The 25,737-nt window shown below is 48.1% G+C and carries 30 protein-coding genes; 17 read left to right on the forward strand and 13 right to left on the reverse strand.

All coding sequences use genetic code 11. The annotated features are described in order from the left end of the window. Positions 1-5: 5 nt before the first annotated feature. From yidC to rpmH, 4 genes are read right to left on the reverse strand one after another with little or no spacing between them, the layout of a single operon-like run. Positions 6-1,586 (reverse strand): membrane protein insertase YidC, encoded by a 1,581-nt coding sequence (gene yidC, locus HZB31_02760; protein ID MBI5846859.1) that lies wholly within the window; start codon positions 1,584-1,586, stop codon positions 6-8. 2 nt (positions 1,587-1,588) lie between these two features. Further along, positions 1,589-1,798 (reverse strand): membrane protein insertion efficiency factor YidD, encoded by a 210-nt coding sequence (yidD, locus tag HZB31_02765; protein MBI5846860.1) that lies wholly within the window; start codon positions 1,796-1,798, stop codon positions 1,589-1,591. After that, the gene (gene rnpA / locus HZB31_02770) at positions 1,761-2,129 is read right to left on the reverse strand and encodes a ribonuclease P protein component (protein MBI5846861.1); all 369 of its coding nucleotides are present in this window, start codon (positions 2,127-2,129) and stop codon (positions 1,761-1,763) included. The genes yidD and rnpA overlap by 38 nt, the downstream gene beginning before the upstream one ends. Next, positions 2,126-2,266, reverse strand: coding sequence for a 50S ribosomal protein L34 (gene rpmH, locus HZB31_02775; GenBank protein ID MBI5846862.1), 141 nt, complete (start codon positions 2,264-2,266; stop codon positions 2,126-2,128). Before rpmH ends, rnpA begins: the two co-directional genes overlap by 4 nt. A gap of 271 nt (positions 2,267-2,537) precedes the next feature. Between rpmH and yajC the strand changes: the two genes are divergently transcribed. The 5 genes from yajC (at position 2,538) to HZB31_02800 (ending at position 9,487) form a co-directional block, all read left to right on the forward strand. Beyond that, a complete protein-coding gene (yajC, locus tag HZB31_02780) occupies positions 2,538-2,843 on the forward strand; it encodes a preprotein translocase subunit YajC (GenBank protein ID MBI5846863.1) in 306 nt (101 codons plus the stop codon). A 74-nt stretch (positions 2,844-2,917) separates the two neighbouring features. Then, a complete protein-coding gene (gene secD / locus HZB31_02785) occupies positions 2,918-4,540 on the forward strand; it encodes a protein translocase subunit SecD (GenBank protein ID MBI5846864.1) in 1,623 nt (540 codons plus the stop codon). 8 nt (positions 4,541-4,548) lie between these two features. Then, on the forward strand, positions 4,549-5,460 hold the full coding sequence (gene secF, locus HZB31_02790) for a protein translocase subunit SecF (protein MBI5846865.1): 912 nt from the start codon (positions 4,549-4,551) through the stop codon (positions 5,458-5,460). A gap of 29 nt (positions 5,461-5,489) precedes the next feature. Continuing rightward, on the forward strand, positions 5,490-7,301 hold the full coding sequence (locus HZB31_02795; protein MBI5846866.1) for a DHH family phosphoesterase: 1,812 nt from the start codon (positions 5,490-5,492) through the stop codon (positions 7,299-7,301). Between the two features lie 56 nt (positions 7,302-7,357). Further along, positions 7,358-9,487, forward strand: a complete 2,130-nt coding sequence (locus HZB31_02800; GenBank protein MBI5846867.1) for a bifunctional (p)ppGpp synthetase/guanosine-3',5'-bis(diphosphate) 3'-pyrophosphohydrolase — start codon at positions 7,358-7,360, stop codon at positions 9,485-9,487. Positions 9,488-9,583: 96 nt separating this feature from the next. Here HZB31_02800 and HZB31_02805 read toward each other — a convergent pair whose 3' ends face one another. Together HZB31_02805 and HZB31_02810 are read right to left on the reverse strand one after the other, a co-directional pair. Then, on the reverse strand, positions 9,584-9,964 hold the full coding sequence (locus tag HZB31_02805; GenBank protein ID MBI5846868.1) for a type II toxin-antitoxin system death-on-curing family toxin: 381 nt from the start codon (positions 9,962-9,964) through the stop codon (positions 9,584-9,586). Then, positions 9,961-10,209 (reverse strand): AbrB/MazE/SpoVT family DNA-binding domain-containing protein, encoded by a 249-nt coding sequence (locus tag HZB31_02810; GenBank protein ID MBI5846869.1) that lies wholly within the window; start codon positions 10,207-10,209, stop codon positions 9,961-9,963. Before HZB31_02810 ends, HZB31_02805 begins: the two co-directional genes overlap by 4 nt. 124 nt (positions 10,210-10,333) lie before the next feature. Between HZB31_02810 and HZB31_02815 the strand changes: the two genes are divergently transcribed. The 8 genes from HZB31_02815 (at position 10,334) to HZB31_02850 (ending at position 17,403) form a co-directional block, all read left to right on the forward strand. After that, positions 10,334-11,257: a transcriptional regulator gene (locus tag HZB31_02815; protein ID MBI5846870.1), complete on the forward strand. Its 924-nt coding sequence runs from the start codon at positions 10,334-10,336 to the stop codon at positions 11,255-11,257. A gap of 124 nt (positions 11,258-11,381) precedes the next feature. Beyond that, the gene (locus HZB31_02820; protein ID MBI5846871.1) at positions 11,382-11,687 is read left to right on the forward strand and encodes a hypothetical protein; all 306 of its coding nucleotides are present in this window, start codon (positions 11,382-11,384) and stop codon (positions 11,685-11,687) included. Continuing rightward, a complete protein-coding gene (locus HZB31_02825) occupies positions 11,659-12,783 on the forward strand; it encodes a hypothetical protein (protein MBI5846872.1) in 1,125 nt (374 codons plus the stop codon). Before HZB31_02820 ends, HZB31_02825 begins: the two co-directional genes overlap by 29 nt. 112 nt (positions 12,784-12,895) lie before the next feature. Further along, on the forward strand, positions 12,896-13,615 hold the full coding sequence (locus HZB31_02830) for a hypothetical protein (protein ID MBI5846873.1): 720 nt from the start codon (positions 12,896-12,898) through the stop codon (positions 13,613-13,615). A gap of 296 nt (positions 13,616-13,911) precedes the next feature. Then, positions 13,912-14,676 carry a hypothetical protein gene (locus HZB31_02835; protein MBI5846874.1) on the forward strand — a complete coding sequence of 255 codons (765 nt, stop codon included), beginning with the start codon at positions 13,912-13,914 and terminating at the stop codon, positions 14,674-14,676. A 15-nt stretch (positions 14,677-14,691) separates the two neighbouring features. Then, positions 14,692-15,570, forward strand: coding sequence for a hypothetical protein (locus HZB31_02840; protein ID MBI5846875.1), 879 nt, complete (start codon positions 14,692-14,694; stop codon positions 15,568-15,570). Between the two features lie 97 nt (positions 15,571-15,667). Then, on the forward strand, positions 15,668-15,919 hold the full coding sequence (locus HZB31_02845) for a DivIVA domain-containing protein (protein MBI5846876.1): 252 nt from the start codon (positions 15,668-15,670) through the stop codon (positions 15,917-15,919). 20 nt (positions 15,920-15,939) lie between these two features. Continuing rightward, positions 15,940-17,403, forward strand: a complete 1,464-nt coding sequence (locus tag HZB31_02850; protein ID MBI5846877.1) for a DUF2779 domain-containing protein — start codon at positions 15,940-15,942, stop codon at positions 17,401-17,403. A gap of 8 nt (positions 17,404-17,411) precedes the next feature. Here the strand turns inward: HZB31_02850 and HZB31_02855 are convergent, their stop codons facing one another. Then, positions 17,412-17,738: a type II toxin-antitoxin system RelE/ParE family toxin gene (locus HZB31_02855; GenBank protein MBI5846878.1), complete on the reverse strand. Its 327-nt coding sequence runs from the start codon at positions 17,736-17,738 to the stop codon at positions 17,412-17,414. After that, positions 17,738-18,019 carry a type II toxin-antitoxin system Phd/YefM family antitoxin gene (locus HZB31_02860; protein ID MBI5846879.1) on the reverse strand — a complete coding sequence of 94 codons (282 nt, stop codon included), beginning with the start codon at positions 18,017-18,019 and terminating at the stop codon, positions 17,738-17,740. The genes HZB31_02855 and HZB31_02860 overlap by 1 nt, the downstream gene beginning before the upstream one ends. Positions 18,020-18,155: 136 nt before the next feature. On the opposite strand from HZB31_02860, the gene HZB31_02865 reads away from it, so the two are divergent. Then, positions 18,156-18,887 (forward strand): DUF1460 domain-containing protein, encoded by a 732-nt coding sequence (locus tag HZB31_02865; GenBank protein ID MBI5846880.1) that lies wholly within the window; start codon positions 18,156-18,158, stop codon positions 18,885-18,887. Between the two features lie 6 nt (positions 18,888-18,893). Here HZB31_02865 and HZB31_02870 read toward each other — a convergent pair whose 3' ends face one another. Continuing rightward, complete coding sequence (locus HZB31_02870; GenBank protein MBI5846881.1) at positions 18,894-20,135, reverse strand: MFS transporter; 1,242 nt, start codon at positions 20,133-20,135, stop codon at positions 18,894-18,896. 283 nt (positions 20,136-20,418) lie between these two features. Between HZB31_02870 and HZB31_02875 the strand changes: the two genes are divergently transcribed. Together HZB31_02875 and HZB31_02880 are read left to right on the forward strand one after the other, a co-directional pair. Then, complete coding sequence (locus tag HZB31_02875) at positions 20,419-20,826, forward strand: hemerythrin family protein (protein ID MBI5846882.1); 408 nt, start codon at positions 20,419-20,421, stop codon at positions 20,824-20,826. 109 nt (positions 20,827-20,935) lie between these two features. Beyond that, the gene (locus HZB31_02880) at positions 20,936-21,640 is read left to right on the forward strand and encodes a hypothetical protein (protein ID MBI5846883.1); all 705 of its coding nucleotides are present in this window, start codon (positions 20,936-20,938) and stop codon (positions 21,638-21,640) included. Here HZB31_02880 and HZB31_02885 read toward each other — a convergent pair. Beyond that, on the reverse strand, positions 21,631-22,299 hold the full coding sequence (locus HZB31_02885; GenBank protein MBI5846884.1) for a threonylcarbamoyl-AMP synthase: 669 nt from the start codon (positions 22,297-22,299) through the stop codon (positions 21,631-21,633). The two genes, HZB31_02880 and HZB31_02885, sit on opposite strands and share 10 nt — an antisense overlap. Before the next feature lie 102 nt (positions 22,300-22,401). Between HZB31_02885 and HZB31_02890 the strand changes: the two genes are divergently transcribed. Beyond that, positions 22,402-22,713 (forward strand): RNA-binding protein, encoded by a 312-nt coding sequence (locus HZB31_02890; protein MBI5846885.1) that lies wholly within the window; start codon positions 22,402-22,404, stop codon positions 22,711-22,713. 41 nt (positions 22,714-22,754) lie between these two features. On the opposite strand, the gene HZB31_02895 is transcribed toward HZB31_02890, so the two are convergent. The 3 genes from HZB31_02895 to purD all read right to left on the reverse strand — a co-directional run bounded on the left by HZB31_02895 (position 22,755) and on the right by purD (position 25,483). Next, positions 22,755-23,588 carry a DUF89 family protein gene (locus HZB31_02895; protein MBI5846886.1) on the reverse strand — a complete coding sequence of 278 codons (834 nt, stop codon included), beginning with the start codon at positions 23,586-23,588 and terminating at the stop codon, positions 22,755-22,757. A gap of 11 nt (positions 23,589-23,599) precedes the next feature. Then, positions 23,600-24,100, reverse strand: a complete 501-nt coding sequence (gene purE, locus HZB31_02900; GenBank protein ID MBI5846887.1) for a 5-(carboxyamino)imidazole ribonucleotide mutase — start codon at positions 24,098-24,100, stop codon at positions 23,600-23,602. A gap of 105 nt (positions 24,101-24,205) precedes the next feature. Then, complete coding sequence (purD, locus tag HZB31_02905) at positions 24,206-25,483, reverse strand: phosphoribosylamine--glycine ligase (GenBank protein MBI5846888.1); 1,278 nt, start codon at positions 25,481-25,483, stop codon at positions 24,206-24,208. Positions 25,484-25,737 lie beyond the last annotated feature (254 nt).

The following is a 25,737-nucleotide window of genomic DNA, read 5'->3' on the forward strand; positions in this document are numbered from 1 at the left end:
TGGAATTAATGAGCTGGTTCGTTTGCGAGGCTTCTGTTGACAAAGAACTGCTGAATGATACCGAGTATATTGCCGATAAGCCAATAAAGGACCAGACCTGATGCCATATTCAGGAAGACAAAGGTGAAGATGAGCGGCATCATCAGCATCATCTTTGCCTGGGTCGGGTCCATGGTTGAGGGCGTCATCTTCTGCTGAATGAACATGGTCGCACCCATGAGCAGCGGCAGGGGACCTAAGGCCAACCCTCCGACGAGAGGCAGAATTGCCGGGATATGACCAAAGAGCGTATCAGGGCCCGACAGGTCAGTGATCCAGAACATGAACGGCGCGCCTCTCAGTTCAATAGCCCTCAGTAAAACCTGATAGAGTGCAAGGAAGACCGGTATCTGAAGGAGCATCGGCAGGCAGCCTCCCAATGGGCTGACCTTATGCTTCTTATAAAGCGCCATCATTTCTGCCTGCTGTTTCTGGGGATCCTTCTTGTATTTCTCCTTGATCTCATTCATCAAAGGCTGGATTTCCTGAAGCTTCTTCATGGACTTCTGACTTTTCGTCATGAGCGGGATGAAAGGGATCCTTGTCACAATGGTAATCAGAATGATGGCCCATCCATAGTTGCCGAGGAACTGGTAGAAAAATTTGAGTATCCAGAAGAGTGGCCGCGCAACGATCGAAAAGAATCCGAAGTCAATTACATGTTCAAGCCCGATATTAAGCGCAGCGAGCCTGCCATCCTCCTTAGGTCCTGCATACAGATGAAACTTGATTGAACCGCTTTTCGCCTTGAATGCAACGACGGGAGAATCCTGCACCAGAAATGCCTTTGCCTCTTCAACAGGACCTGCCGGCACGAGCGCCGCAAAGAAATACTTGTCCTGTTGCGCAATCCATTTCAGATTCTCATGAAAGACCTTCGGTTCTTTCAGATCTTTGGCTTTCAGATCCTTGAGGTCCGAGCCGGTAAGTACGGTCGGCCCGACATGGATAGAGTCATCCTTCTCATATATGCCGAAATCACTTCCCAGGGTTATCCAATATTCAGGAAAACCGGAAACCTCATCGGTAAGATCAACCTGATATGTATCAGATGAAAAGGTATAGGTCCTTCTGACTGACTTGCCCTCTTTTGCATACTCAAAAACAAGCGTTCCTGTCTTGTTCGTAGTATCAAGCTTCAGGGGTCCGCCGATTACGGAGAAGTTGACGTTTGCAAGATCAAAGGAACTGCTTGTCCCCATGCCGGCGGCAGGGACAATCCCCGGTTTTCCCAGCAGCACAACATCCTTGCCGGCCTTGTCCTTATATGGTTTAATCGTCCATGACTTGATCGTGCCGCCGCGAGAGGTAAATACCGCAGAGAAAAGATCATTCTCCACAGTAACTTCTTTCTCATCAGCAGCAATAGTCTCTGCAACTGTTTTTGGGGGGGCTGCCTTCTGTGCAGGATCTTTTATTGCCGGTGCCGGCTGCTGCTCAGCAGGCTTTTGTTCCGGGGCTTTCTGAGGTTCGCCTGGGAAGAGATACTGTGATCCGACGATGACAAGAAAAGAGAGCACAACTGCAATGATGGTTTTATTGTCCATAGTTATTTGACCGGATCAACCCCGCCCTCATGAAAAGGGTTGCATCTCAGAATCCTGCGAGCGGCAAGGGCCGAGCCTTTCAATGCGCCATACTTCCTGACCGCATCGATCGCATACTCAGAACAGGATGGTATGAACCTGCAGCTGGAGGGGAGAAGGGGTGATATCATATATTTATAGAGCCTGATGATCGCTATGAATAGTATTTTCATGCTTTAGTCCTGAAAAGACCCTGCGTACGCTCCTGTCAAGGTCGAGAAACTCAGCCTCTGCAGCCATGCTCCGTGCAACCACAACGATGTCACAGCACAGGACACTTTCTGCCAGCAGCTTTCTGAAGATCTCCCTGAGACGCCGCTTGACCCTGTTTCTCGTAACCGCATTGCCGACCTTTCTGCTTACCACAAAGCCGAGCCTGCTCTGCTGAAGGCCATTGGGATGCACGTAGAGTATAAGGTGACGGGAAGGAAATTTACGGCCCTGCTCGAAGACGTGTTTGAATTCTCCTCTTCGAGTCAGTGTTTGAAGAAGGCTTCTCTTCAAACAGCCAGTCTTTTCCGTCCTTTTTTCCTTCTCCTCTTGATCACATTGCGGCCGCCGACCGTGCTCATTCTTACGAGAAAGCCGTGCGTCCTCTTCTGTTTCTTTGTGTGTGGATGAAATGTTGTATATGTTCCCATAGTTTTTTCCTGAGCGAGAATTATAACCATAGCCTTTTTAGAATGTCAAGGGGAGATGATCAAATAATGAGAAAATATGAGACGGGTTGGTAAAAAACTCCGGAGGCAAGGAGCGCAAGAAATGAGGAATGAGGCGTATTTGCAGATACTCCGCAGTGACGAGTTTTGAAGCGCAACGCAGCATACGGACTTTTTACAACCCCGTCAATTCTTGATAAATATAACCTAAAGAAGGTATATTATCAAACTAATTTTCTTACGGAGGTGTCTCATGTTTACAGACTTGGCTTATGCGATGGGCGCGAACCCGCAGGCAGGACAGGGACAGGGCGGCGGACTGATGGGATTCCTTCCTCTTATCCTTATCTTTGTTATTTTTTATTTCATGCTCATAAGGCCCCAGCAGAAAAGAGCAAAAGAGACAAAGGCCATGATCGATAACCTGAAAAAAGGAGACAAGGTCATAACCTCCGGCGGCGAATATGGTGTTGTCGAAGAGGTTAAGCCAAGCGAAAACGTAAAGGTAAAATATGGCAAAGGCTTTATCGCTTCTGTCAGGACAGAAGAAGACGAGTAGTTGTTAAACAGGCCGTTGCTTCATCTGCATGTTTTATGCAAATCAATATGATTATATTTCCCGGAGGTTATTAGATGAATAAAAGCATTTTCTGGAGATTCCTTTTTATCGGGATAGCTGTCGTTGCGGCAGTTGTCTTTTTCCTGCCCAATACTCCCTTATTCAAGAGCATGCCGGAGTGGTGGCAGAAGAATATGCCGAACAAGGGCATCGTTCTCGGCCTTGACCTGCAGGGTGGCCTGCATCTTGTCTATGAAGTTGAAGCTGACAAGGCCGTCGAAACCACGGTCAATGGATACGCCGATGCTATAAAGGCAATGCTCCTGAAGAAAAAACTGCAGGGAGAGGTAAAAAAGAACGGTCTGCATATTGAAGTAGCACCTGCCTCGCAGGAGATCATAAAGGCCCTCAAGGAAGGATATAACAACCTTGACCTCTCCGAGTCAGGACAGATGGTTACCCTTACATTAAACGAAAAAGAGAGAACATTTATTAAAGACAACGCTGCGAATCAGGCGCTTGAGACGATAAGAAACAGAATAGACCAATTTGGCGTAGCTGAGCCTACGATCCACAGACAAGGGCAGAATGAAATTGTCGTGCAGCTGCCCGGGGTAAAAGACCCTCAGCGGGCAAGAGACCTGATCGGCAGAACAGCATTGCTTGAATTCAAAATTGTCAACGATGAATCTCCAATTGCTTCTCAGCTGCCGTCTTCCATAACTCCAGGTGACGAAGAGAAGATCCTGAGCCAATTTGCAGACAAGGTGCCTGCTGACAGCCAGATCCTGTTTGAAAAGAAGCTCAACAAGGAAACCGGTGCGGTTACAAAATTCCCGATCCTCGTAAAAAAAGAGGCCCTGCTCACCGGCGCGCTCCTGAGCGAGGCAAAGGTCACCCTTGACACTCAGTTCAGCACACCCCATGTATCGATCAGCTTCAACCCTGAAGGGGCCAAGAGGTTCGAGGAAGTAACTGGTGAAAATGTAAAGAAGCGCCTTGCGATCATCCTTGACAACACGGTCTATTCAGCTCCGGTGATCCAGGAGAAGATCGGAGGAGGCAGTGCGCAGATAACCGGCAGCTATGGCATGGAAGAGGCTAAAGACCTGAGCATTGTTCTTAAGGCCGGAGCGCTTCCGGCGCCGCTCAAAATGCTCCAAAACGTAACCGTCGGCCCGTCTCTGGGCAGCGACTCGATCGAGGCAGGCAAAATGGCAGGCCTCGCAGGCACGATCGCAGTTGCCATCTTCATGATCATTTACTACAGGCTGTCAGGCGTCATTGCTGACTTTGCCCTTATCCTGAATATTGTCCTGCTCTTCGGTGCCATGGCATCCTTCAATGCAACACTCAGCCTCCCAGGCATTGCAGGCATCATCCTTGCAATCGGTATGGCTGTTGACTCCAACGTGCTGATGTTTGAACGAATGAGGGATGAGTTGCGGACCGGCAAAACCCCGCGTTCAGCGGTTGATTCAGGATATAAGAAGGCTTTCTGGACCATCTTCGACTCTCACATTACGACGTTGATTACGGCTGCCGTTCTCTTTCAGTTCGGCACCGGGCCGATCAAGGGTTTTGCGCTCACGCTAGGCCTCGGCGTTACGATCAACCTGTATACTGCACTCATCGGGACCAAGTCCGTATTCGATCTTATCAATTCCAGACGTGAAGTCAAGACGCTGAGCATATAGGAGAGACCATGTTAGAACTCGTTAAAAATACCAAGATAGATTTTATGGGGAAAAAATATATTGCCTTTGTCCTGTCCGGCCTTATCTCGATCATCGGCCTCTTTGCGATATACCAGATCGCACATGGAAGGGCAAACCTCGGCATAGATTTTGCCGGCGGCACGTCAGTGCAGCTCAAGTTCGAAAAACCGGTAAAGGTGCATGATATCAGGAAGACTCTTGAGGACGGCGGGATCAAGGACTTTGATCTCCATGAACTGACCGGTGAGAATAAGGTACTAATCCGCGCAAAAAATATCGAGATCCAGCTGGGCAAGATATCTGAACAGATCACCTCAGTCATCAGCCAGAAGTTTCCGGAAAATAAGTTTGTCGTAGATTCAACGACAGAGATCGGCCCAAAGGTTGGAGGAGAACTTCGCAAAAATGCTGGCTGGGCAATCTTCTGGGCAACAGTCTTCATCTTAATCTACATTGCTATTCGCTTCAGATTAAACTTTGCGGTAGGTGCAACGGTTGCCACATTCCATGATGTAACGGCAGTCTTGGGTATCTTCTTCCTGTTAGGCAAGGAGATCAATCTCATCCTCCTGACCGCATTGCTGACAATCGCCGGCTATTCGCTGACCGATACGGTTGTTGTTTTTGACAGGATCAGGGAAAACCTCCGCACAAGGCTTAAGGACCCGGTTGACAGCGTGATGAACCTGAGCATTAATGAGGTGCTGTCAAGGACCATCGTCACATCCTTCACGGTTCTCCTTACGTCGATTGCTCTTTTCTTTTTTGGCGGAGAGGTGCTCCACGATTTCAGCCTCGCCATGATACTGGGCGTTCTGGTTGGCACCTATTCATCGATCTTTGTTGCAAGCCCGATCGTGCTCCTCTGGGGCGGCAACAAGGCGTTTGCAAAGAAATAGCGGGAAGCAGAAAGCCATGAGCAGAGAGTTTGAGAAGCCCTTCTTCTCTTCTCTCTGCTCCATGTTTTCGGCTCGTTGCTGACATGCACCGCCGCTGGTTCCTCAACAGGACCAACGCAGAATTCATTTCTTACCTTTCCCGTTCAACATCCATTTCCCCCGTATTCACCCAAATCCTTATCAACCGCGGCATAAAAACACCGGCTGAAGTTCAGGACTTCCTGAATCCTGGCATCTCCGGCCTTTCGGACCCCTTTGACCTGCCGGGCATGAGGGAAGCTGTTGAACGGATCAAGGTTGCGCGCAGACAGGGAGAGAGAGTCTTTGTTCATGGCGACTATGATGCAGACGGGCTGACAGCCACAACTATCATGGTGAGTGCGCTCAGAACCTCCGGACTGGATGTCCAGTATTTTATTCCGCATAGAATAACCCATGGATATGGGTTCAACATCGTCGGCGTTGAAGCGGCCCATAAAGCTGGGGCAGCACTGATTATCACCGTTGACTGCGGTATTGGTTCCTTTGAAACTGCCGCGTATGCGCGAAACCTCGGCATCGACCTGATCATCACCGACCACCACGAACCGACACAAAAAGTAGGGAAACGTAAGACAGAGCATGAGCCAAAAGGTTCAAAAAGCAGTCGCCCCGATTTCGAAATCCCTCAGGCAGTGGCGGTCATCAACCCGAAGTGTTCTCCTGAGTTGTCTCGACTTACCGTTCTTTGCGGAGCCGGCATCGCCTTCAAGTTTGCCCAGGCTATGGCCATGGATAGCGACATCGCATTTTCTGAAGATGATCTTCTGCCACTTCTGGATCTTGCCGCCCTCGGCACGGTTGCAGATGTTGTTCCCCTTATCGGTGAAAACAGGATCATAATCAGGGAGGCCATGCCGCATATTCAAAATGGGAGCAGGCTTGGCATGCGGGCGCTGAAGCAGGCCGCGGGATTGGACAAAAGACAGCTGAAGGCCGGACTTCTTGCCTTCACCATGGTGCCAAGGATCAATGCAGCAGGCAGAATTGGTGATGCACGTAATGTAGTAAGGCTCTTTCTTTCTGACTCAGAGCAGGAGGCCTATGACCTTGCAGCGTGGCTTGACCGGACAAACAGCGAACGCCAGAAAATCGAGGAGATCGTTTACCAGGATGCGCTTGCACAGCTTAAAGGCATTGATGCAGAAACGGTCATTGTGCTTGCAAAAGAAGGATGGCACCCCGGCGTTTTAGGCATTGTGGCCGCAAAAATAGCAGAGTCTTTCAATCGTCCGGCCTTTGTCTTCGCCATAGAGAGTGGATTTGCAAAGGGCTCCGGCCGCAGTATCCCGTCATTCGATATCTGTGAGGGGCTTTCAGAATGCAGAGATCTGCTTATCTCATATGGCGGCCATAAACAGGCCGCAGGGGTAAAGCTCAGGGCAAATGACCTCCCTGCCTTCCAACAACGGCTGCGTCAGATCGTGCAGAGGGAAATCTCGGGAGAAGACCTTGTTCCAACCCTTGAGATACACGCATCTGTTCTGCTCAACCAACTGGATTCACAATTGATGCGTGAGCTTGAACTCCTCGAACCTTTCGGATACGGCAACCCGGAACCTCTCCTTGGAGCCAGGGAACTGGAGATCATGTATCCGAAAATACTTAAAGACCGGCACCTGAAGATGAAGCTCAGGAAAAACGCCTCGTATTTTGATGCCATAGGATGGGATATGGGTCACCTGCTGGAAGATCTCGGTCAGGCAGCCATCTTTGATGCAGTCTTTACGCCCTCATATAACGACTGGAACGGCAACAGAAACATCCAGCTTGTCCTCAAAGGACTTCGCCCCTCAACGTAAAGCGGTTGCCATACGCCAAGGGTGGTGCTCTTCACGTTTTCACAGTATAATAAGCCATGTCTGAGACATTGTCGCTAACCGGGCTCATTGATAAGGTCCGCTCCTATAGCCAGGATGCTGACTTTAGTTCCGTTCAACGGGCTTATCATTTCTCGCGAGAAGCCCATTGCAGCCAGAAAAGAAGCGAAGGTTCACCGTATATCAATCATCCCCTTGCTGTCGCCTATATCCTTGCAGACATGAAGATGGACTCGCTTTCGATCGCCTCCGGCCTGCTCCATGATACGGTTGAAGATGCTGACGTTACGATGGATGACATCAAGGTCATATTCGGAAAAGAGATAGCCTTTATCGTAAAAGGCCTTACAAAACTCGCCAAGGTCGAGTTCAGAACAAAGCAGGAGGCACAGGCTGAAAACTTCAGAAAAATGCTTCTGGCCATGTCTGAGGACATCCGCATCATGCTCATCAAGTTCGCCGACAGGCTCCATAATATGCGGACTCTCCAGTTTCTTCCTGAGGCCAAGCAGCAGCGTATCGCGGCTGAGACACTCGAAATTTACGCACCCATAGCAAACAGACTCGGTATCGGATGGCTTAAGACCGAACTTGAGGATCTGAGCTTTAAGTATCTCATGCCACAGCTCTACGATGATCTGGTCAAAAAAGTTGCAAAGCGCAGGGAAGAGCAGGAAGGGTACATAAAAGAAGTCGTTTCCCTCATCGAACAGCAGCTGAAAGAAGAAGGCCTTCCAGGCAAGGTCAAGGGAAGAGTCAAACACTTCTACGGCATCTACCAAAAGATGCAGAAGCAGAGGATCACCTTTGAGGAGATTCATGATGTCATAGGAGTCCGGATCATTACAGACACCAATGCCAATTGCTACGCAATCCTTGGCATTATCCACTCCCTCTGGACGCCCATTCCCGGAAAATTCAAGGACTACATCGGCGTGCCCAAGTCGAACATGTATCAGTCCCTTCATACTACCGTCATAGGCCCTAAAGGGGAGCGGGTAGAGTTTCAGATTCGGACTGACGAGATGAATAAGGTAGCGGAACAGGGTATCGCCTCTCACTGGAAATATAAGGAAAAGGGAACGATCGACGAAAATAACAATAAGTATATTACCTGGCTCAGGGAATTGGTTCAGGTACAGAAAGATGAACCGAATGCGGTCGATTTTCTCGAAGCCCTCAAGGGTGAGGTCGTGCCTGAGGTGGTCTATGTTTTCACGCCCAAGGGCGAGGTAAAAGAGATGCCTCTCGGTTCAACGCCGGTTGACCTTGCCTACAGCATCCATACCCAGATAGGCCACAAGTGCGTTGGTGCGAGGATAAACGGCAAGATCGTCCCCCTGAAATACAAAATGCGGAACGGCGACACCGTCGAGATCATCACCTCGCCGACGCACGGCCCCAGCAGGGACTGGCTGAAGTTCGTTGTCTCACAAAGGGCAAAGATAAGAATAAAGCAGTGGATCAAGGCGGAAGAGCGCGCTCAGAGCGTTGAACTCGGCATCAAGCTTCTCGAAAATGACTTCAGAAAACATGGCATGAGCCACGCACTCATGAAATCCGACGAGATACTGGATGTTGCAAAGGGACTCGGCGTGGGTAATCTCGAAGAGCTCTTTGTTGCTGTCGGCTTCGGCAAGATCACCCCGCACCAGGTGATCAACCGGCTCAGGCCCGGGAAAGAGGCCACGGAAGAAGAGGCAATAAAAATCCGAAGACCTGCCAAAGAGCATAAAGGCATCAGCATTAAAGGAATTGATGATATCCTCTACCATACGGGCAAGTGCTGCTTCCCGGTGCCAGGTGACAGCCTTGTCGGCTTTGTCACGATCGGCAAGGGTGTTACGATTCACCGCAAGGACTGCCAGAACCTCGAGAGGCTCGCAACCGAGCATGCGCGGCTCGTGGATGTTGAATGGCAGCCGTCTGCACAGAGCACGGCAAATACCAGACTCCATGTCGAGACTGTTGACAAACCCGGAATTCTTGCAAATCTCAGCGTTCTTATCTCGTCGCTTAATATCAATATTGTCCATCTTGAAGCAGCATCGACCCAGGACAAAAAAGGGCATATTACCCTTGTAATTGAAGTAAAGGACCTCACCCAGCTCAAGGCGCTCATGCATAAGATCACCCAGATGGAGGGTGTTCTCAGGATCAGGAGATAAGGTTTCTCCCTCACGTAAAAGACCGTATTGCAATGCCACAAAAACCACCCTTCCGCAATGCTAACAGTGAGCTACCGCTGCACTAAAGAGAAACTCTTACGTGTTGCTGTATTCATTGAGCCAAATAACAGCCTGCTCAAAATATGATTTATTTGTTGCCAGTTTGAGAGTGAAGTCAACGAGTTCCCTCTGCGAGGCTTTTAAGGTATGGCCGTTCATCTGCAGGAAAATAGCGGTTGATGTTATCGCTGTCCTTTTGTTTCCGTCAAGGAAAGGGTGATTTTTTATAAGAGACTCTGCCAGGGCTGCGGCTTTGTGGAATATGCTGGGATAGAGTTCCTCATTGTTAAAAACTGCTTGTGGCCGGGACACTGCAGATTCAAGCAGGCCAAGATCTCTTATCCCGTGCATGCCGCCAGTCTCATCAATCAGGCTGCTGTGGATAAACAACACCTGTTCAGGCGTGAGATAGTTCACTTCTTTGCCAGTTCATCAAGCGCAGGCCGGTACCGTTCAATAAAGTCATTTACCTGGGAGACAAACTTCTGGTCTATCCCCTTGGGATATTTTTTCTTTTTTACCGGTTCAATAATGATCTTTGCCTGAGCATCGTCCAGTTCAATATTCACTTCAGAACCAACCGCCAGATGAAGCTTTTCAAGCAGATCCGGCGGAAGTGAGACCCCTCTGCTGTTCCCTATTGCGCATATCTTTCTTTGCATGTTTTCCTCCTGTCTGGATTATAACATCGTTATAACGTAAAGCCAAAAAATATCACTGTCATAATGCTGGCAGTGAGCTATGATATAACGTATTCTGTATCTATGCTGATTCCGGAGGTGCTTCATGTCATACAAGTTTGATTCACTGATCACGATCCTGAACAAGCTCGACAAGGGCGAACATGCCACAGTCCAGTCGCTTATGGATGATCTTGAAATGAGCGAGCGGACTGTCCACCGGTACATCAAGACCCTTCAGATTGCGGGTTTTCCAATTGGATTTAACCGGGCGCGGCAGACCTATGCCTTTGATGAGGGGTATAGCCTTAGAAAGCTGAATCTGACGATTGAAGAAACTCTCTCCTTTTCCCTGGCTAAGAGCATGCTGGGCAGTTTTGGCTCAGGCATGTCAAAAGGCCTTGCCGGTATTGAGGAGAAGCTATCAAAGAAAACGACCAATCTGCCGCCTCACATTATCCTTTCGGCTGAAACAGCATCACAGGGACAGGAATATCTCGGCATCATTCATCAGGCAATCTCAAGCTTTCAGCGCATAGAGATCGATTATAAGACTCTCTATTCCGATGAACAGACCTTAAGGCAGGTTGATCCCTATTACCTCTTCTTTCAGGATGGTTTCTGGAACCTGCGGGGTTACTGTAATTTAAGAGAAGAGTTCAGGACCTTTGCCCTTGACAGGATACTGAACCTGAAGGTGCTCGACGCGCATTTTCTGCCAAGGAAGGTCGCACCTGCAGACGAACTGTCCGGCTCTTTTGGCAGTGTCATTGACGGCGAGCCTCTGGATGTTGTCCTGAGGTTTGATGCCGAGATCAAACCTCATATCCTGAGAAAAAAGTGGCACCAGAGTCAGCAGGGAAAAGAATTAAAGGACGGTAGGATTGAGGTCAGGTTTCATGTGAACGGTATTGAGGGGATAAAACAGTGGATATACCGGTGGATACCGTATGTTGAGGTGGTAGAGCCAAAGGAGCTGCGCAGGGAAATTAGTAACGAGCTATCGTCCGCACTAAAAAGAAATTCGTAGGGATATCGCCAATTTCCCCAGAATAAGTTTTCGAGCTGCAACTATCAGTTTCTCCAACTGCCATAATGCTGGCAGTTGATCCTGTTATTGTCATCTTATACCAATATTTTGGGAAGGAGGAAGCATGATAGTTCAAGGAGATGTATTTTTCACAAGGGCAAATGCGATTCCGAATGGGGCAAAGCCTGTGGAGCGCAAAGCGAGGGGATATGTCATAGCTGAAGGCGAGGCGACCGGACATGCCCACGTTATTGAAGATGACGTGCAGCTTTACGAAAAAGACGGGGTCTTATATCTGCATGTGCCGAAAGAGGTCGAAGTGCGACATGAGGAACACAGTCCGGTAATCTTAAGTCCTGGGCAATGGAAGATCGGTATTGTGCGCGAGTATGACCCGTTTCTTGAAGAAGCAAGAAAGGTATTGGATTAAAACACCTGTGGGCGCGTCCATATCAGCACTATCCGATGAGGAGATCAGAAACCTCCACGCTATCAGGGAGGAGTGGATTCGTCTTACCTATTTTGGAGGAGACGACTGCGATAACCTGAAGATAATGGAGGGGATAGCTTGGCTGTATTCAACAAGGGGGAAAAAGCAGCCGATAGTAGCTATCCTTGACAGCCCCTTTGCATGCCTCAATGAAGTGAATAGCATCAGAAAATCATCCAGCCTCAAATATGCGCAGTGGCTGAGGCTTCACGCACAGTCGAGTATGTACTCCATATGGCCGACCATAGAAAATGAGCTTGAGACCTCACTCCATGAAGCTGTTAGTGGAACAACCTCCCGGCACTCAATCGAGATGCAGCACATACTTAACCAGTGCGCAAAACAGAGCATGTCGGCAACATTAAAGGCGCTTGCGAAAAAGCTTGTTGATGATATAAGGAGGGAGTCCGCGATGAATCTTATTGTCTCGGAGGAAAACCTCCTTTTACTGCATGAAAAGATGATCAGATACAGCTATTTGCAGAATTCTGAACAGGTAAAAAGCGATTCCTTTGATTGCCTTGTTGAATTCCTGCAGTCAGGAGTTTTCTTTAGTATTTATTCTTACGAACACGCGTTTATATCAAGAAGGCCGGTTGAAACGAAGTTCAATGAGCATATGGCCCTTCATTGCGATGGCGGGCCTGCTATTAAGTGGCGCGATGGCTCAGAATTATTTTATCTCAATGGAGTCAGGGTGCCAAAGGGAATTGCTATGATACCGACGGACAGGCTTGATCCGGAACTGGTTCTCAGCGAATGGAATGCTGAAGTGAGAAGGGAAATAATAAGAAAGATCGGGATGAATCGGGTAATGAGTGAGTTTAAAGGCAGGGTCATCGACGCCTGGAATGGTTATGAGCTGATAAAGCTTAACATCCCGAAGATGAAGACAATTCCTGTATATCTCAAGATGACCAATCCCTCAACCGGCTTTATCCACTTTGAAGGTGTGCCGCCGGAGATCGCAAAATGCAGGGATGCCCTGTCCTGGAGAGTTGGAGGGGTGCAGTGGACACCTGAGCAGTTAACATGACATTCAGACACTGCATTATGAAAAAGATACTCATTCAATATTGCATAATTACAAATATATCAGAGAGTGCTATATTATACCTGAAAATTCTTTGTCAAATGGAGGAAGCTATATGCCGCTTGAAGACGCAGTTGAGATAATAAGGAATCACACTTTGGCACATAGAGGATGGCGATTTCTGTATACGCCAGCCGACACATTTTATAATCATAACGGATTAATGTTTTTCGGATTAAATCCCAAAGGTGGTCATGAAGCTATAGGGATAGAAAATATAAGTTGTGAAAATGGCAACGCATTTAGAGTAGAGTTCTGGAATAATGGTAATTATAACCCATTGCAGATTCAAGTTTGCGGATTATATTTAAGAATTGCCCAAAAAATGAATATTAACAGAGATACGCTGATGGATAATTCAATTGCGGCCAACATGGTGCCTTTTTACTCAGATGGATGGGATGATTTTAACCATGAAGAGCAAAACTTAGCTATGGAATTTGCTGCGCAATTCTGGCCTGACCTTTTAATGCAGGTCGCTCCGCGAGTTATAATTTGCATTTCTCCCAAACCCTACGACCTATCTGTCCAAATATTAACAAATAATCAATATGTAATGGCTGAGGAGATCTGTAATCCTATCGGATGGGGCAATGACAACTACGAAGTCACCTATACAATGAGCCACATGACTTCTGAGAACCCCAAAAGACAGAATGTGCTTCTCGTCCGTTTGCCTCATTTATCGCGATTTCCAGTGATGGAGCGCGAACAATCCAAAGATGTTATAGAAGCTATTACAAAAAGAATTGCTAAGGAACTTATGCTTCCATAAGAAAGTCGTCTGCCATAATACTGGTGGCCCCTCATCTATATCCGGGGGGCATTTCATTCATTCCATAATTTAACCCTGCTGTTTATCTCTTTTGTTGCCTTGAGTATTATCCACTGCCATGCTGCTGGCAGTGCGCTATGGTATTCATATGGTATGGCAATTGCGTTCAAGTCTGAAGAACCCCGTTTTGTCGGTATGTTTCATGCCATCGGGTATATCATCGCAAAATACATTGCCTGCGCTAAAACTGTTCACAGCCTTCATGGGTTGGCAGTTGGCGGGAGGAGGAGAACATAATGGATACGATTACTGGACTTCAAAGACAAGCTGTTCCTGACTGGCTTGCCGGTTTAAACAACCAAGACGTGCTGCCGATTCATATTTTGCTGGACAATTCGCTGTATTACCCCTCGTGCGGAAGTGATTGGATGCCAGTGCAGTACCTGTTCGGTATGATCCATAGTTTTGTATATGTCGATTATGGGATAGATCGTGATGCGGTAATCCATGCCCTTCACGATGCTCATGAAGGATTTCATCGATACAACATGATCCATTGTCGGGATGTTGCCAAGAGTGAATTGGTTCCCCATGGCTGGCAACCCATACTCCCGAATAACCGGGACAATGAGCCTGACCGCTACAGAGATTCGATGAAAGAGCCTTTTGCTATCTGGTCCATCCACGAGAGAGACAAGTCACGGGGTGAAGATTACGGACCGGAACGGTTCAGCTTTTTGTATATCTGCGGCGATGGGGCGGCAACATACCAAGCCCTATACCATGGGAATCCGTGCGTGCCTGATATTGTTGCAATTATTCAGCCGGGGCATGGTTTTGGATGCAACTGGACCGATTATACAAACCCGGATCTTATCTTTGCCCAATCAGTCCGTAGAAATCCGTCCGGATTGCCAAAGTTTCTGCTTTCTGATGGATGTATGCGAGATCATGAGGATAACACCTGCTACTGGCCGGAATACGCAACCACTCCCCAGAGTATTGCTGATAGTGGACTCGTTTTATGGAAAAGAAACGCAATAGACTACCCTGGCAGATGAGGAATCAAGCCTAATATGAAATGGGACGATGAAGTAAAGATCAGGGAAACGAAACTTAACTGCCAGAATGTTCAGGGCATCCTGATTAGGGAGCATCCTGAATATTTGCGCTCAAATGTTGCTGCTGATAGCTTGTTTCTGGAGCATCTTGAGCAGGCTATTGATATTTACGTAGGACAGGATGATCCCCTTGAGTTTGATCGGGAGATTGCCGAGGCCACACTTAACGGAATACCGACTGGGGTTATTGCGAATCCAATGTCTTTAGAATTCATACAACATTATCATGACGCTATTGATCATCTTGCTTATGTGCGATTTATTAAGGAAACGGCTGAGGCTGCCTGCGATTCTGCCATGGGTCTTAACAACCGGGCAAACGCAAAAGCAGAGCTTGGTAGAATTGATGAGGCGTTGGAAGACTACAATATGGCCTGCCAGGAAACTCCGAGCGCCACGTCGCCACATGACATAACGCCTTTTTTTGGCAGGGCTCAACTTTGCCTTAAGATTGGTCGCAGGCCTGAGTCTCTGAATGATGCTGAACATATCTTCGATGTAATATCATCATCTTCGTGTAACGACATTTTCGATCACTTGTCACTTGCCCGCCTCTTTCTCCAATGTGGGAATCTTGAAAAAAGCGTTATCTCTCTAAAGCGCCTCATGCATGTCTTGACTGAAATGCTGCCTTTTACCTTTATCTCTGCTAATGAGTCGTTGGAATATGAGAAAGGCGGGCATCATGTGTTTGTATTAGATTCTCTGTTGGCGGAGATAATCGGTATGGTTAAGGATATTGAAAAGTCACTTGGCCGAAATAATCATCTGATCATGATCCTCGAAACTGTAAAGGGTGACATCGCCCTGTGTCGAGCTAAAACAGGGGTCTAATTATGTGGTCCAAATAGCTTGATTAGAGTGCCATAATGGTGACAGTCTCGCCCGGTATAATCTAAGCATAAGAACTCATTACCTGGGAGGCATCAGCATGAGAATATCGCCGCTTGAACTGCAGCAAAAGCGTTTTTCTAAGGGCTTCAGAGGCCTGAATGAGAACGAGGTCTATCCCTTTCTTGACATTATCAGGGAAGAATTTGAAGATCTACTTCGTGATAACTTTTCACTCAAGGAAAAAGTGCAGAGGCTCGAGGCCGATATTCAGGAAACAAGAGAAGTTGATACAATGATCTGGAACTTCATATCTCATGCTGCTGCCATAAAACAAGGAAAGGGGAAATAATGACCATCGAAAATATCAAAGTGAGCAGAGCTTTAAGTAAATCTCTTTATATACGTGGGCTTCAGTGCCACAAGTCCCTCTATCTGCATAAATACCAGCCTGAGTTCAAAGACGAGATATCAGAAGAGCAGGAGGCGCTTTTTAATGCGGGACATGAGGTTGGTGGTTATGCAAAGCAGCTTTTCCCTGGCGGAGTAGAAATCCCGTATGAGGGTCTTACTCATTCAGAGCAGATAGAAAAGACGATGGCTGAAATCGAGAAGGGAACGACTACCCTTTATGAGGCAGCCTTTAGTCATAACGGTGTTTTTGTTAAGGTGGATATACTGCACAAGGGCCAGGAGGGATGGAATATCTATGAGGTCAAGAGTTCCACGGGTATCAAATATGTCCATCTGGATGACATTGCTGTTCAATACTACGTTGTCAGTGGATCAGGGCTGCGTGTCTCAAGCGCACATCTGGTGCATATCAATAACCAGTATGTTAGAAACGGAACGATAGAACCCGCAAAGCTCTTCACCATAGCTGACGTCACTCCTGCAGCAGAAGAGAAACAGTCTTTTGTAGAGCAAAAGATAGCAGAGTTACAGACCATGCTCGGTGAAAGCATCCCTGACGTCGGAATTGGTGAGTATTGTAAAGATCCTTACCCCTGCGATTTTCAGGGCCACTGCTGGCAGCATATTCCTCGGAATTCAGTCTTTGATCTCAGAAGAAAAGGTGCAAACAAATTCGGCTTGTACCGGCAGGGTATTGTCGAAATGAAGGATATCCCCCTCGATATCCTGAACAAGTCTCAGAGAACACAGGTGGATGCCTTCTTAAATAAAAGTGAGAAGATCGACAAAAGCGCTATAGCCAAATTTCTCGATACTCTTTCTTGCCCTGTCTGCTTTCTCGACTTTGAGACCATCTATACCGCTATTCCCCTGTTCGATGGAACGAGGCCGTATCAGCAGATCCCTTTTCAGTTTTCGCTGCACCTGATCGAGAATGCAGAGTCCGAACTACAGCACTTTGAATTTCTGGCAAAGCAGGGAGCAGACCCTAGGAGAGAACTTGTGGATAGACTGCTCGAAATGATTCCCTCAAATGCCTGCATTGTCACCTATACTGACTTTGAGGCAAAAAGAATGCGCGATCTCTCCAAATGGTTTCCCGAATACAGAGAAAGCATAGAGGGGTTGATAGAGAACATACGTGATCTCTCCACGCCCTTCAAGCAGATGGACTATTACCACTGGCAGATGAACGGCTCATATTCGATCAAGAAGGTGCTGCCGCAGCTTGTGACTGACATGAGTTATGAAGGCATGGAGATCTGTAACGGTGGCATGGCTATTGACGCCTATTTCAGGATGAGGGAATCAAGCGACCCAGCAGAAATTGCAGGCATTCGTAAGGCACTGCTCGATTATTGCAAACTGGATACCCTGGCGATGGTGAAAATATTAGAGAGGCTGAGAGAAATGTGTCAGTGAAGCGCAGATCAGGATCTTAGAAGCCTCTCCTGAAGAAGATCCTGGAGATCTCTTCTTCCATCAAGCACGCAATATATATATACAGCCCGCCCTGTCACCTGATAGATAACCCGATATGGTTTAAAAAAGACCTCCCGGTATTCCGTCACCCCAATACGCTCAAGCTCCGGCGGGAAATGCCCCCTTAGTGGCAATGTTTCGAGCTTCATTGCAGTCTTTTCGAGGTGAACAAGAAGCCGGTCAGCCTTTTCCGGAGAGTCATTGCGAAAGACATAACGATAAATTTCCTGAAGATCCCTCTCAGCCTCTTCAACCAGATAAACAGAGCATCTCATCAAACAGGCTTCTTGACTGTCTTTTCCCGAACAGACTGAAAGGCTGCAGACGCAGGCCGAAAACTTCCCTCTTCAACGTTTCTTCTGCCCAGTGCGAGGATCTTCAGCATGGCCATGCTTTCCTGATCCTTTTCGTATTCAGTGATATCCTGAAGCACTGCTCGGGCCTCACCGTTGAGGGTGATCACAACGGGGCTCCGGCTGCCCGAGAGCTTACCGATAACTTCTGAAGCATGGGCTTTGATATAACTGATCGGTTTTACCTGTTCGCTCAACTTCATGATACCGCCCTCCCTTATTAGACTAAATTTAGTCTATATTATAGTCGATATCATCAGAAAAGGGTCTATGTCGCATTGCATGGAACTTGTGTAATACCTTGCTATTTTGAGGGGCATCTGATAATTTTCCTGAAGAATGCATATCAATATTGGCAGATGGATTGAAGATGAACTTGACCGCATTATCCGGGAGGCAGCAAGGATTGCTGACCCCGGAGAGCGCATTGCCTTCCTTTCAGAATATTTTCTTAACACCCCCTACCAGGAATCGACCCTTATCGGGAGCGATCATCGTGAAGAAGAGCTTGTGATCGATCTGGGCAGCCTGGACTGTTTCACCTTTCTTGATTATGTTGAGGCGATGAGATTGTCGAGTTCTTATTCAGACTTTAAGGAAAAACTTACGCAGGTGAGATACAGAAGCGGCCTCGTCTCATTCGCGACAAGGAACCATTTCTTTTCTGACTGGTCTGAATACCGGTCTGCCTTTGTGAGAGATGTTACAAAGGAAATAAGCAATGACAAGGCAAAGAATCTGAAGAAGACGTTGAACCAAAAAGCAGACGGAACTCTTTTTCTGAGTGGGGTAGCGACTGTGGACAGGATAATTACCTATATCCCTGCAGATGAGATTGATGCACCAATGCGGGAGAAACTCAGGACAGGCGACTATTTAGGCATTTATTCAGATTCCGCTGGGCTTGATGTGTCTCATGTCGGGATCATTATCAGGGCAGAAACTTCTCTTTTTCTGCGGCATGCTTCCTCATCGTCTGATATTCGCAAGGTAGTCGATCAGGACTTTATGCAGTATATAAAGGAAAAGCCCGGGCTGGTTGTGCTGAGACCATTAGCAAAAAAAGTCTGAGCATATTCACTTTGATATGTGCGCAATCTCCTTCTTCAGTGCTATCAGCATGATAAGCCCTGGTACTGCAGTCAGTGTTGCGATGATGAAAAAAAGCGGCCAGCCGACCGCTTCGGCAAGAAATCCTGAGGTTGGTGCAATAAAAATTCTGCCTAGTGAGGCAAGAGACGACAGAAGCGCATACTGTGTTGCACTGAATTTCTGGTTGCAGAGCGCCATGAGCAGTGCCACAAATGCTGCGGTCCCCATGCCGCCGGTAATATTTTCAAGCCCAACTGCCAGGATCATCACAACATAACTTTTGCCTATCCATGCCAAAACGGTCATCGAAAGTATTGAGACTGCCTGGAGGATACCGAAATAAAGGAGGGATCGGTACTGACCGAGCCTTACCATCAGCGCGCCGCCAAATGTTGCGCCGACAATGAGAGCAACAAGACCGAATCCCTTATTTACCGTGCCCACTTCTCCCGCAGTGAAGCCCATTGCCCTGATCAGAAAAACCGTTGTCATGCTTCCTGCGTATGCGTCACAGAGTTTGTATAACACAATGAGCAGCAGAAGCAGGAGCGCAGAGCGCCTTGCAAAGAAATCTTTCAAGGGGCCCCAGACCGCCTCCAAAATGCTTTTTGGCGGAAGGCTTTTTGCCTCAGGTTCAGGGGCAAAAAGCGAGGTGAGCACGCCTACAACCATGAGACTCGCCATGGCCAAGTATGTTGCTTGCCATCCAATCCGTTCAGAAAGAATCATGGCAAGGGCGCCTGATACGAGCATGGCGACCCGGTAGCCGGTGACGAAAACTGCGGCACCGACGCCCCGCTCCTGCTCTTTTAAAATATCCGTTCGATATGCGTCTACCACAACATCCTGCGATGCGGACGTGAAGGCAACCCAGACCGCAAGAGCGGCGACCATTAGGGGGGAATCCTTTGGCGACAGAAAGGCCATTGCTGCTATCCCAAGCATAAGGAGGAACTGCGTTGTAATGATCCAACCGCGGCGCCTGCCGAGCCAGGGAGGCACAAAACGGTCCATAAAAGGAGACCAGAGAAATTTTATGGCGTAAGGAGTGCCGACAAGTGCAAAAATGCCGATGGTCTTGAGGTCAACCCCCTCCACTGCCATCCATGCCTGAAGGGTCCCGCTGACCAACGCAAGGGGCAGACCTGATGAGAACCCCAGCAGAAGCATGATGCCGATGCGCCTGTTTTTGAAGACCTGCAGGTACTCAGAAAAGCGAAAACTCATGGCATCTATATTATCAGGGAATATTTTTTTCGTCTGCAGCGCCTATCGGTCATCACGATGAACCCGCACGACGTATTTGCATCCGGCTTTTACGCAGGCAATGCCAATAAGCCTGTCTGCTTGCAAAATAATGCAAAGCATGGGAATATTTAAGCTGCGCAACGAGTTACGAACTGGGAGCATAAATAACAATTGGCCAAATCTACTCTGATTAGGAACACTCTTCTGATATCACTCTGCTCCGTGATATTCCTGACGGGCTATCTCTTTTCACAAGGTTGTCATGGCATATCTTGAATGGAACGAAACATTCAGCGTTCATGTGCAGGAATTCGATGAGCATCACAAGCGAATTATCGCCATGATTAACGAGATCCGAAACTCTACGGGGCAGCTCAACGATGATAGTTCTGTGTCTGAAAAGGTGCACAGTCTTATCGATTATGCGTCCACCCACTTTAAGGCAGAAGAGCGGTTAATGACACAGTTTGGCTTTGCCGAATATGAGGCCCATGAAGCAGAGCACGACCGTTTTATAGCACAGGTGCTCGAATTTCAGGAAAGGCTGCGCAAGGGTGAGAAGGTTGTCTCAAATGAACTCATGACGTTTCTGAAAGACTGGCTCGTAAAGCATATCCTCGGCACTGACAAACAATATTCTCAATTTTTTCATGATAAAGGTCTTCAATAAGCCATTCGCTTCCTATATCTTTCGGCTCAGGGCAATATGATTCAGCTCATTTTCTTCTGCTGTTATTTCTGAAATACTATGACCATGTTGGGACATAAGGGATGAAACAGTGAAAAGATATTTTCTGAAAGAATACGGCTCCTGGGGCGTCATGACTTTGGCCTATATAACAGGCCTTGCTGCAGCGCGTCAGATCAATATGCACGCCCTTGCCGGCTTCCTTGCGCTGGCGCTTCTTATCAATGCCAAGCAGGCGGTTACGATCTGGTTAAGAACTGCATCAAAGGAGCGTATTGCGCCGGCAATTATCTTTGGCCTCCAGGTCCTGTCTGCTGCTCTTCTTCTTTGGCCGCTCTATAGCAGCTACGGCCTCCTTCAGCTTCTCCCGTATGCTGCCTTTCCTGCAGCCTATCTCCTGTCGCTGCGATTTCTCGGAGAACATGCCATCGTTACCGAGGTCCTCGGTTTTATACTGCTGTCACTCGCTGCTCTGGCAGCAAAGGCAATTGTCGGCAGCGGCCTTGATGGGCGACTCTTTATCGTGGTGGCAGTCTTCTTTGTTGCCGGGGTACTCCGTGTGCGCATTCAGTTTAAGAAGGAACTGCGTTACCGGGTGGTCATGTGCTGTTACGTAGTAACTGCAGTCGGGCTTTATTATCTTATGGGATACCGCATCTTCCTTCTTCTGCCCTTTGCCGATAATATTATTTTTGCCCTGACGTTATACCAGGTCGGACTAAAGGGTACCGGATGGATCGAGATGGTAAAAGGCATCACGTTTCTGCTGCTTATGATAATTTTTGGTTATAGCTGAACAACCGAAAAAATTGCTTCGGACGAAATTATTCCCTTCCTGACTATCTTGACCTCTGCTCCTGTCACATCAACAATCGTGGAGGGTTCATTTCCCAAAGTCTTTCCACCGTCAACAACTGCACTGACCTTACTGCCAAAATAGTCATTGACCGCATCTGCAGTTTCTGCAGGGGGCATTCCGGTGATATTGGCGCTCGTTGCAGTAATAGGGTAATCAAGATGCCTGACAAGGGTTAGAGCAAAAGACGGGCCGGGGATGCGGACAGCTACCTTGCCGGTATCGGCAGTGATATGGCGTGAGAGAGTTTCTCGGGCCTCAAGGATAAGGGTGAGGGGGCCGGGCCAGAACCGCTCCATCAGCCGCTGCGCAGCTTCAGGAATTAGAGGTGTAAGCAGAGACAATTGCTCTGCCCTGCCGATAATGAGCGGCATCGCCTTGTCCAGAGGACGCTGTTTTAGCTGGTAAAGCCTTACAAGTGCTTCTTCCTGATTATATTTGACGCCTATACCGTAAAAAGTCTCGGTGGGATAAGCAATGATCTCTGCATTGTCCAGCAGCTGACGCAGACGCCCGATGGTGTAATCCATACCGGATTCTGATGGCCTGAGAATCTCCATGGGAGATGGTAGCACAGCCTTGTCAGCTTTAGGAAGCACCGCAATAATTCCTTGACAAAAGCGCAGGTATTAGGCATATTTAGGCTATCCTGTGACGGCATCTGTTGGTGCTCAGGAGGTTTTTTATCTTTAGGAGGAAGCATGGGTACGAGACTGTATGTTGGGAACATCTCATTCAGGGCAACTGAGGAAGACCTGCAGAACCATTTTGCGCAGGCAGGAGAAGTGGCAAACGTAAAACTGATCAAGGACAATGCCACCGGAAGGTTAAGAGGCTTCGGCTTTGTTGAGATGGTCTCTGATGAGGACGGTCAAAAGGCTATCTCCATGTTCAACGGTCAGCAGTTCATGGATCGTGCGATTGTGGTGAATGAGGCAAAGCCTATGGAAAAGAGAGAAGGCGGCTTCAGACAAAGATCAGGCGGCAGGGGCGGCTCAAGAGACAGAGACTAGCTGCCTGAGGAGTGTCAGTTAAGACAGTCTGATTCAGCGCTTCAGGATTTCCTGAAAAGCATAGAGCAGACAGGAAGTCCCAATTCCCTGGAAACCACGTCGCATTTTGACTGAAAGAGGAAGTAGGTCCTTTTTGCAGTTCCAAAGAGCGTTTCGAAATTTCCCTGTCCTTTGCTGATAATTAGCTCCGCGTTCTCAAATTCTTTTTGAAATCCGGATGATGTCCAGGGAAGTATGGTACCGATTGCGTCTGAGCCGTTATCAATGACCTCGCATACCGTATCAAGACCGACCTGGACAGCATCCTCTTTTGTAACGTCATTCAGGACTGCAGAACCCTTTACCACCGCTTTGATCTGTTTGCCCATGCTTCTGAGTTCCTCTATCAGGAGCCTGTCAAAAACGATCTCTCCTGCATTATCCAGCAGATAAAGGATCTTCCGGGCGGAAGAAAGATCCTCGCTGAATGAATCATAGTCATCTACTGCGATCTCTGACTTCAAGGACTGAGCAACTGATTTCTCGATATCAATACTCGTGAAAATGCCAAAGTCTATAATATTCCCTGCAATGGCAAGCCGTGATGCAGTCTTTACAGGATCAGGACTGTTCTTTATCTGTTCCCTGAGTTTTGGATACAGGGCAAGCGCGATATCGTTATACTGCCGTTTGATCTTCTCAAATGGATCTCCTGAAATGCCGCTTCGTATTGCCCTGTGGATCAGCGTCGTGGTATAGGCGGGAGGTTTGCTCATATCCGTATCCTGCATGATCGCAAGCACATCCCTAAAGACGGCCTGCTGGGTGCTCTCATCGCATCCATACTGTGTCAAGGCAATGACCGTCTGCCGCAGAAAGCAAGGCAGGCAGTCCATGAAGGTCTTCATTATTTCTTTTTTTCTACCTTTCGCGCTTTTGCCTCAACTTCTTTTGCCATCTTCTTTCTATGTGCAAGCAGTTTTGAGGTAAGCTGGGGATCTTTCCCGGCCATGATCTGTGCCGCAAGAATCGCAGCGTTTTTTGCGCCTGCCTTGCCGATGGAGACGGTTGCCACCGGTATGCCTGGCGGCATCTGCACAATGCTGAGCAGTGCATCCATGCCGTTGAGCGAAGAGGAATCGAGCGGTACGCCGATCACCGGCAGAACCGTATGGGATGCGATTACTCCGGGCAGGTGGGCTGCCATACCTGCTGCGCCTATGATCACCTCAACGCCGCTTTTCTCTGCATTCCTGATGACCTTAAGTGTCCTCTGGGGGGTTCTGTGGGCAGAGGCAACTGTCATGGAGCAGGGTATATTGAAATCAGCAAGGACTTTCGCAGTCTCTTCCATAATAGGCAGATCAGAGTCGCTCCCCATGATGATCAGGACTTTTGGCTTCATGATATATCCTCCATACAATCAGTGATTGGGGTTTGGGGATTCGGGATTGGCAGAAGATTAATGAATGCTATCAATTGTCTATTCTTGCCAGTCCCTAGTCCCTAACAGCTAACCCCTGTTTTTCAATGCCCTGTCAGCAATATCTTTGCGATAATGCATGCCCTCGAAATGAATCTTCCCGACCGCTTCATAGGCTCGTGCTTTTGCAGCCGCGATGTCCTGACCGGTTGCCGTTACGCCAAGGACTCTTCCGCCTGAGGTGACTACCGTGTTGTCCTTAAAGGCAGTTCCGGCGTGGAAGACCTGGACACCTTCGAGTATGTTTGCCTCATCAATACCGGTGATAACGTCACCTTTCCGATAATTGCCGGGATAGCCCCCTGAGGAGACCACAACACAGACAGCGGGATCAGGCATCCACTCGATCGTGACCCCGGCGAGACGTTCTTCAGCTATCGCCATGGCGATCTCCATAAAATCGGTCTTCAGCCGTGAAAGCACAGGTTGTGTTTCCGGGTCGCCAAGCCTGCAGTTGTATTCAAGCACGGAAGGAGCGCCATTATGGATCATAAGTCCGGCATACAGGATGCCCTTATAAGTGATGCCCTCAGAACGGAGCGCCTTGACTGTTGGTTCAAGGATCTTTGTCATGACAATCTTCTCGATTTCAGGTGTTATGACCGGTGCAGGGCTGTAAGCCCCCATTCCGCCGGTGTTCAGTCCCTTGTCATCGTCAAAGATCCTCTTGTGGTCCTGGGAGCTTACCATCGGCACAATGGTTTTGCCATCGGTAAATGCCATATAAGAAGCTTCTTCGCCCTGCAGGCATTCCTCTATGATTACTCTCTCGCCTGCTTCTCCAAAAGCCTTGTCCTTCATGATCAGCTTAAGGGCATCAAGGGCTTCCTCTACCGTAGAGGCAATAAAAACACCTTTGCCTGCGGCAAGGCCGTCAGCTTTTATTACGATGGGGGCTCCTTTGAAGCGTACATGCTCTTCAGCATGAATATACGATGTAAAAGCTTTGTACTCGGCAGTCGGTATGCCGTGGGACCTCAGAAGGTCTTTACAGAAAACCTTGCTCGATTCGAGCTGTGCAGCCGCCTTTGTCGGACCGAGGATCCTTCTGCCTTCTTTCTCAAAAAGATCTACAATACCTCTGGAGAGCGGGTCTTCCGGCCCAACGATTGTGAGATCTATCCATTCATACTTGACGAAATCAAGAAGCGCCTGAAAATCGTTATGATTGACAGAAATACATTCCGCAATCTGTGCAATGCCTGCATTACCGGGGCAGCAGTAGATCTTGTCAACTGATCTGCTCTGGGAAAGCTTCCAGCAGATTGCATGCTCCCTTCCCCCGCTGCCGATTACCAGTACTTTCATGACAATACCCCCATCTGAGAATTCAGTATCCGGAATTCAGAAGACAGAATTTGAAGATTATGCGGATAACTGCCAAGGAATTATTCTGACAACTGCCTACTGAATTCTAAATATTATACTTTATCCAGTCATCAAATAGCCTCTTTTGAATATGGTTTCGTATCGCATAGACAGCGACAAGGACCCCGCTCATTAAGTTATGCTGCGGCCGAAACTGCATGCTATAATCAGTTCATAAGGTGATGGCGTAATAC

This window comes from Nitrospirota bacterium, from assembly GCA_016235245.1.
GTDB lineage: Bacteria > Nitrospirota > Thermodesulfovibrionia > Thermodesulfovibrionales > UBA6898 > UBA6898.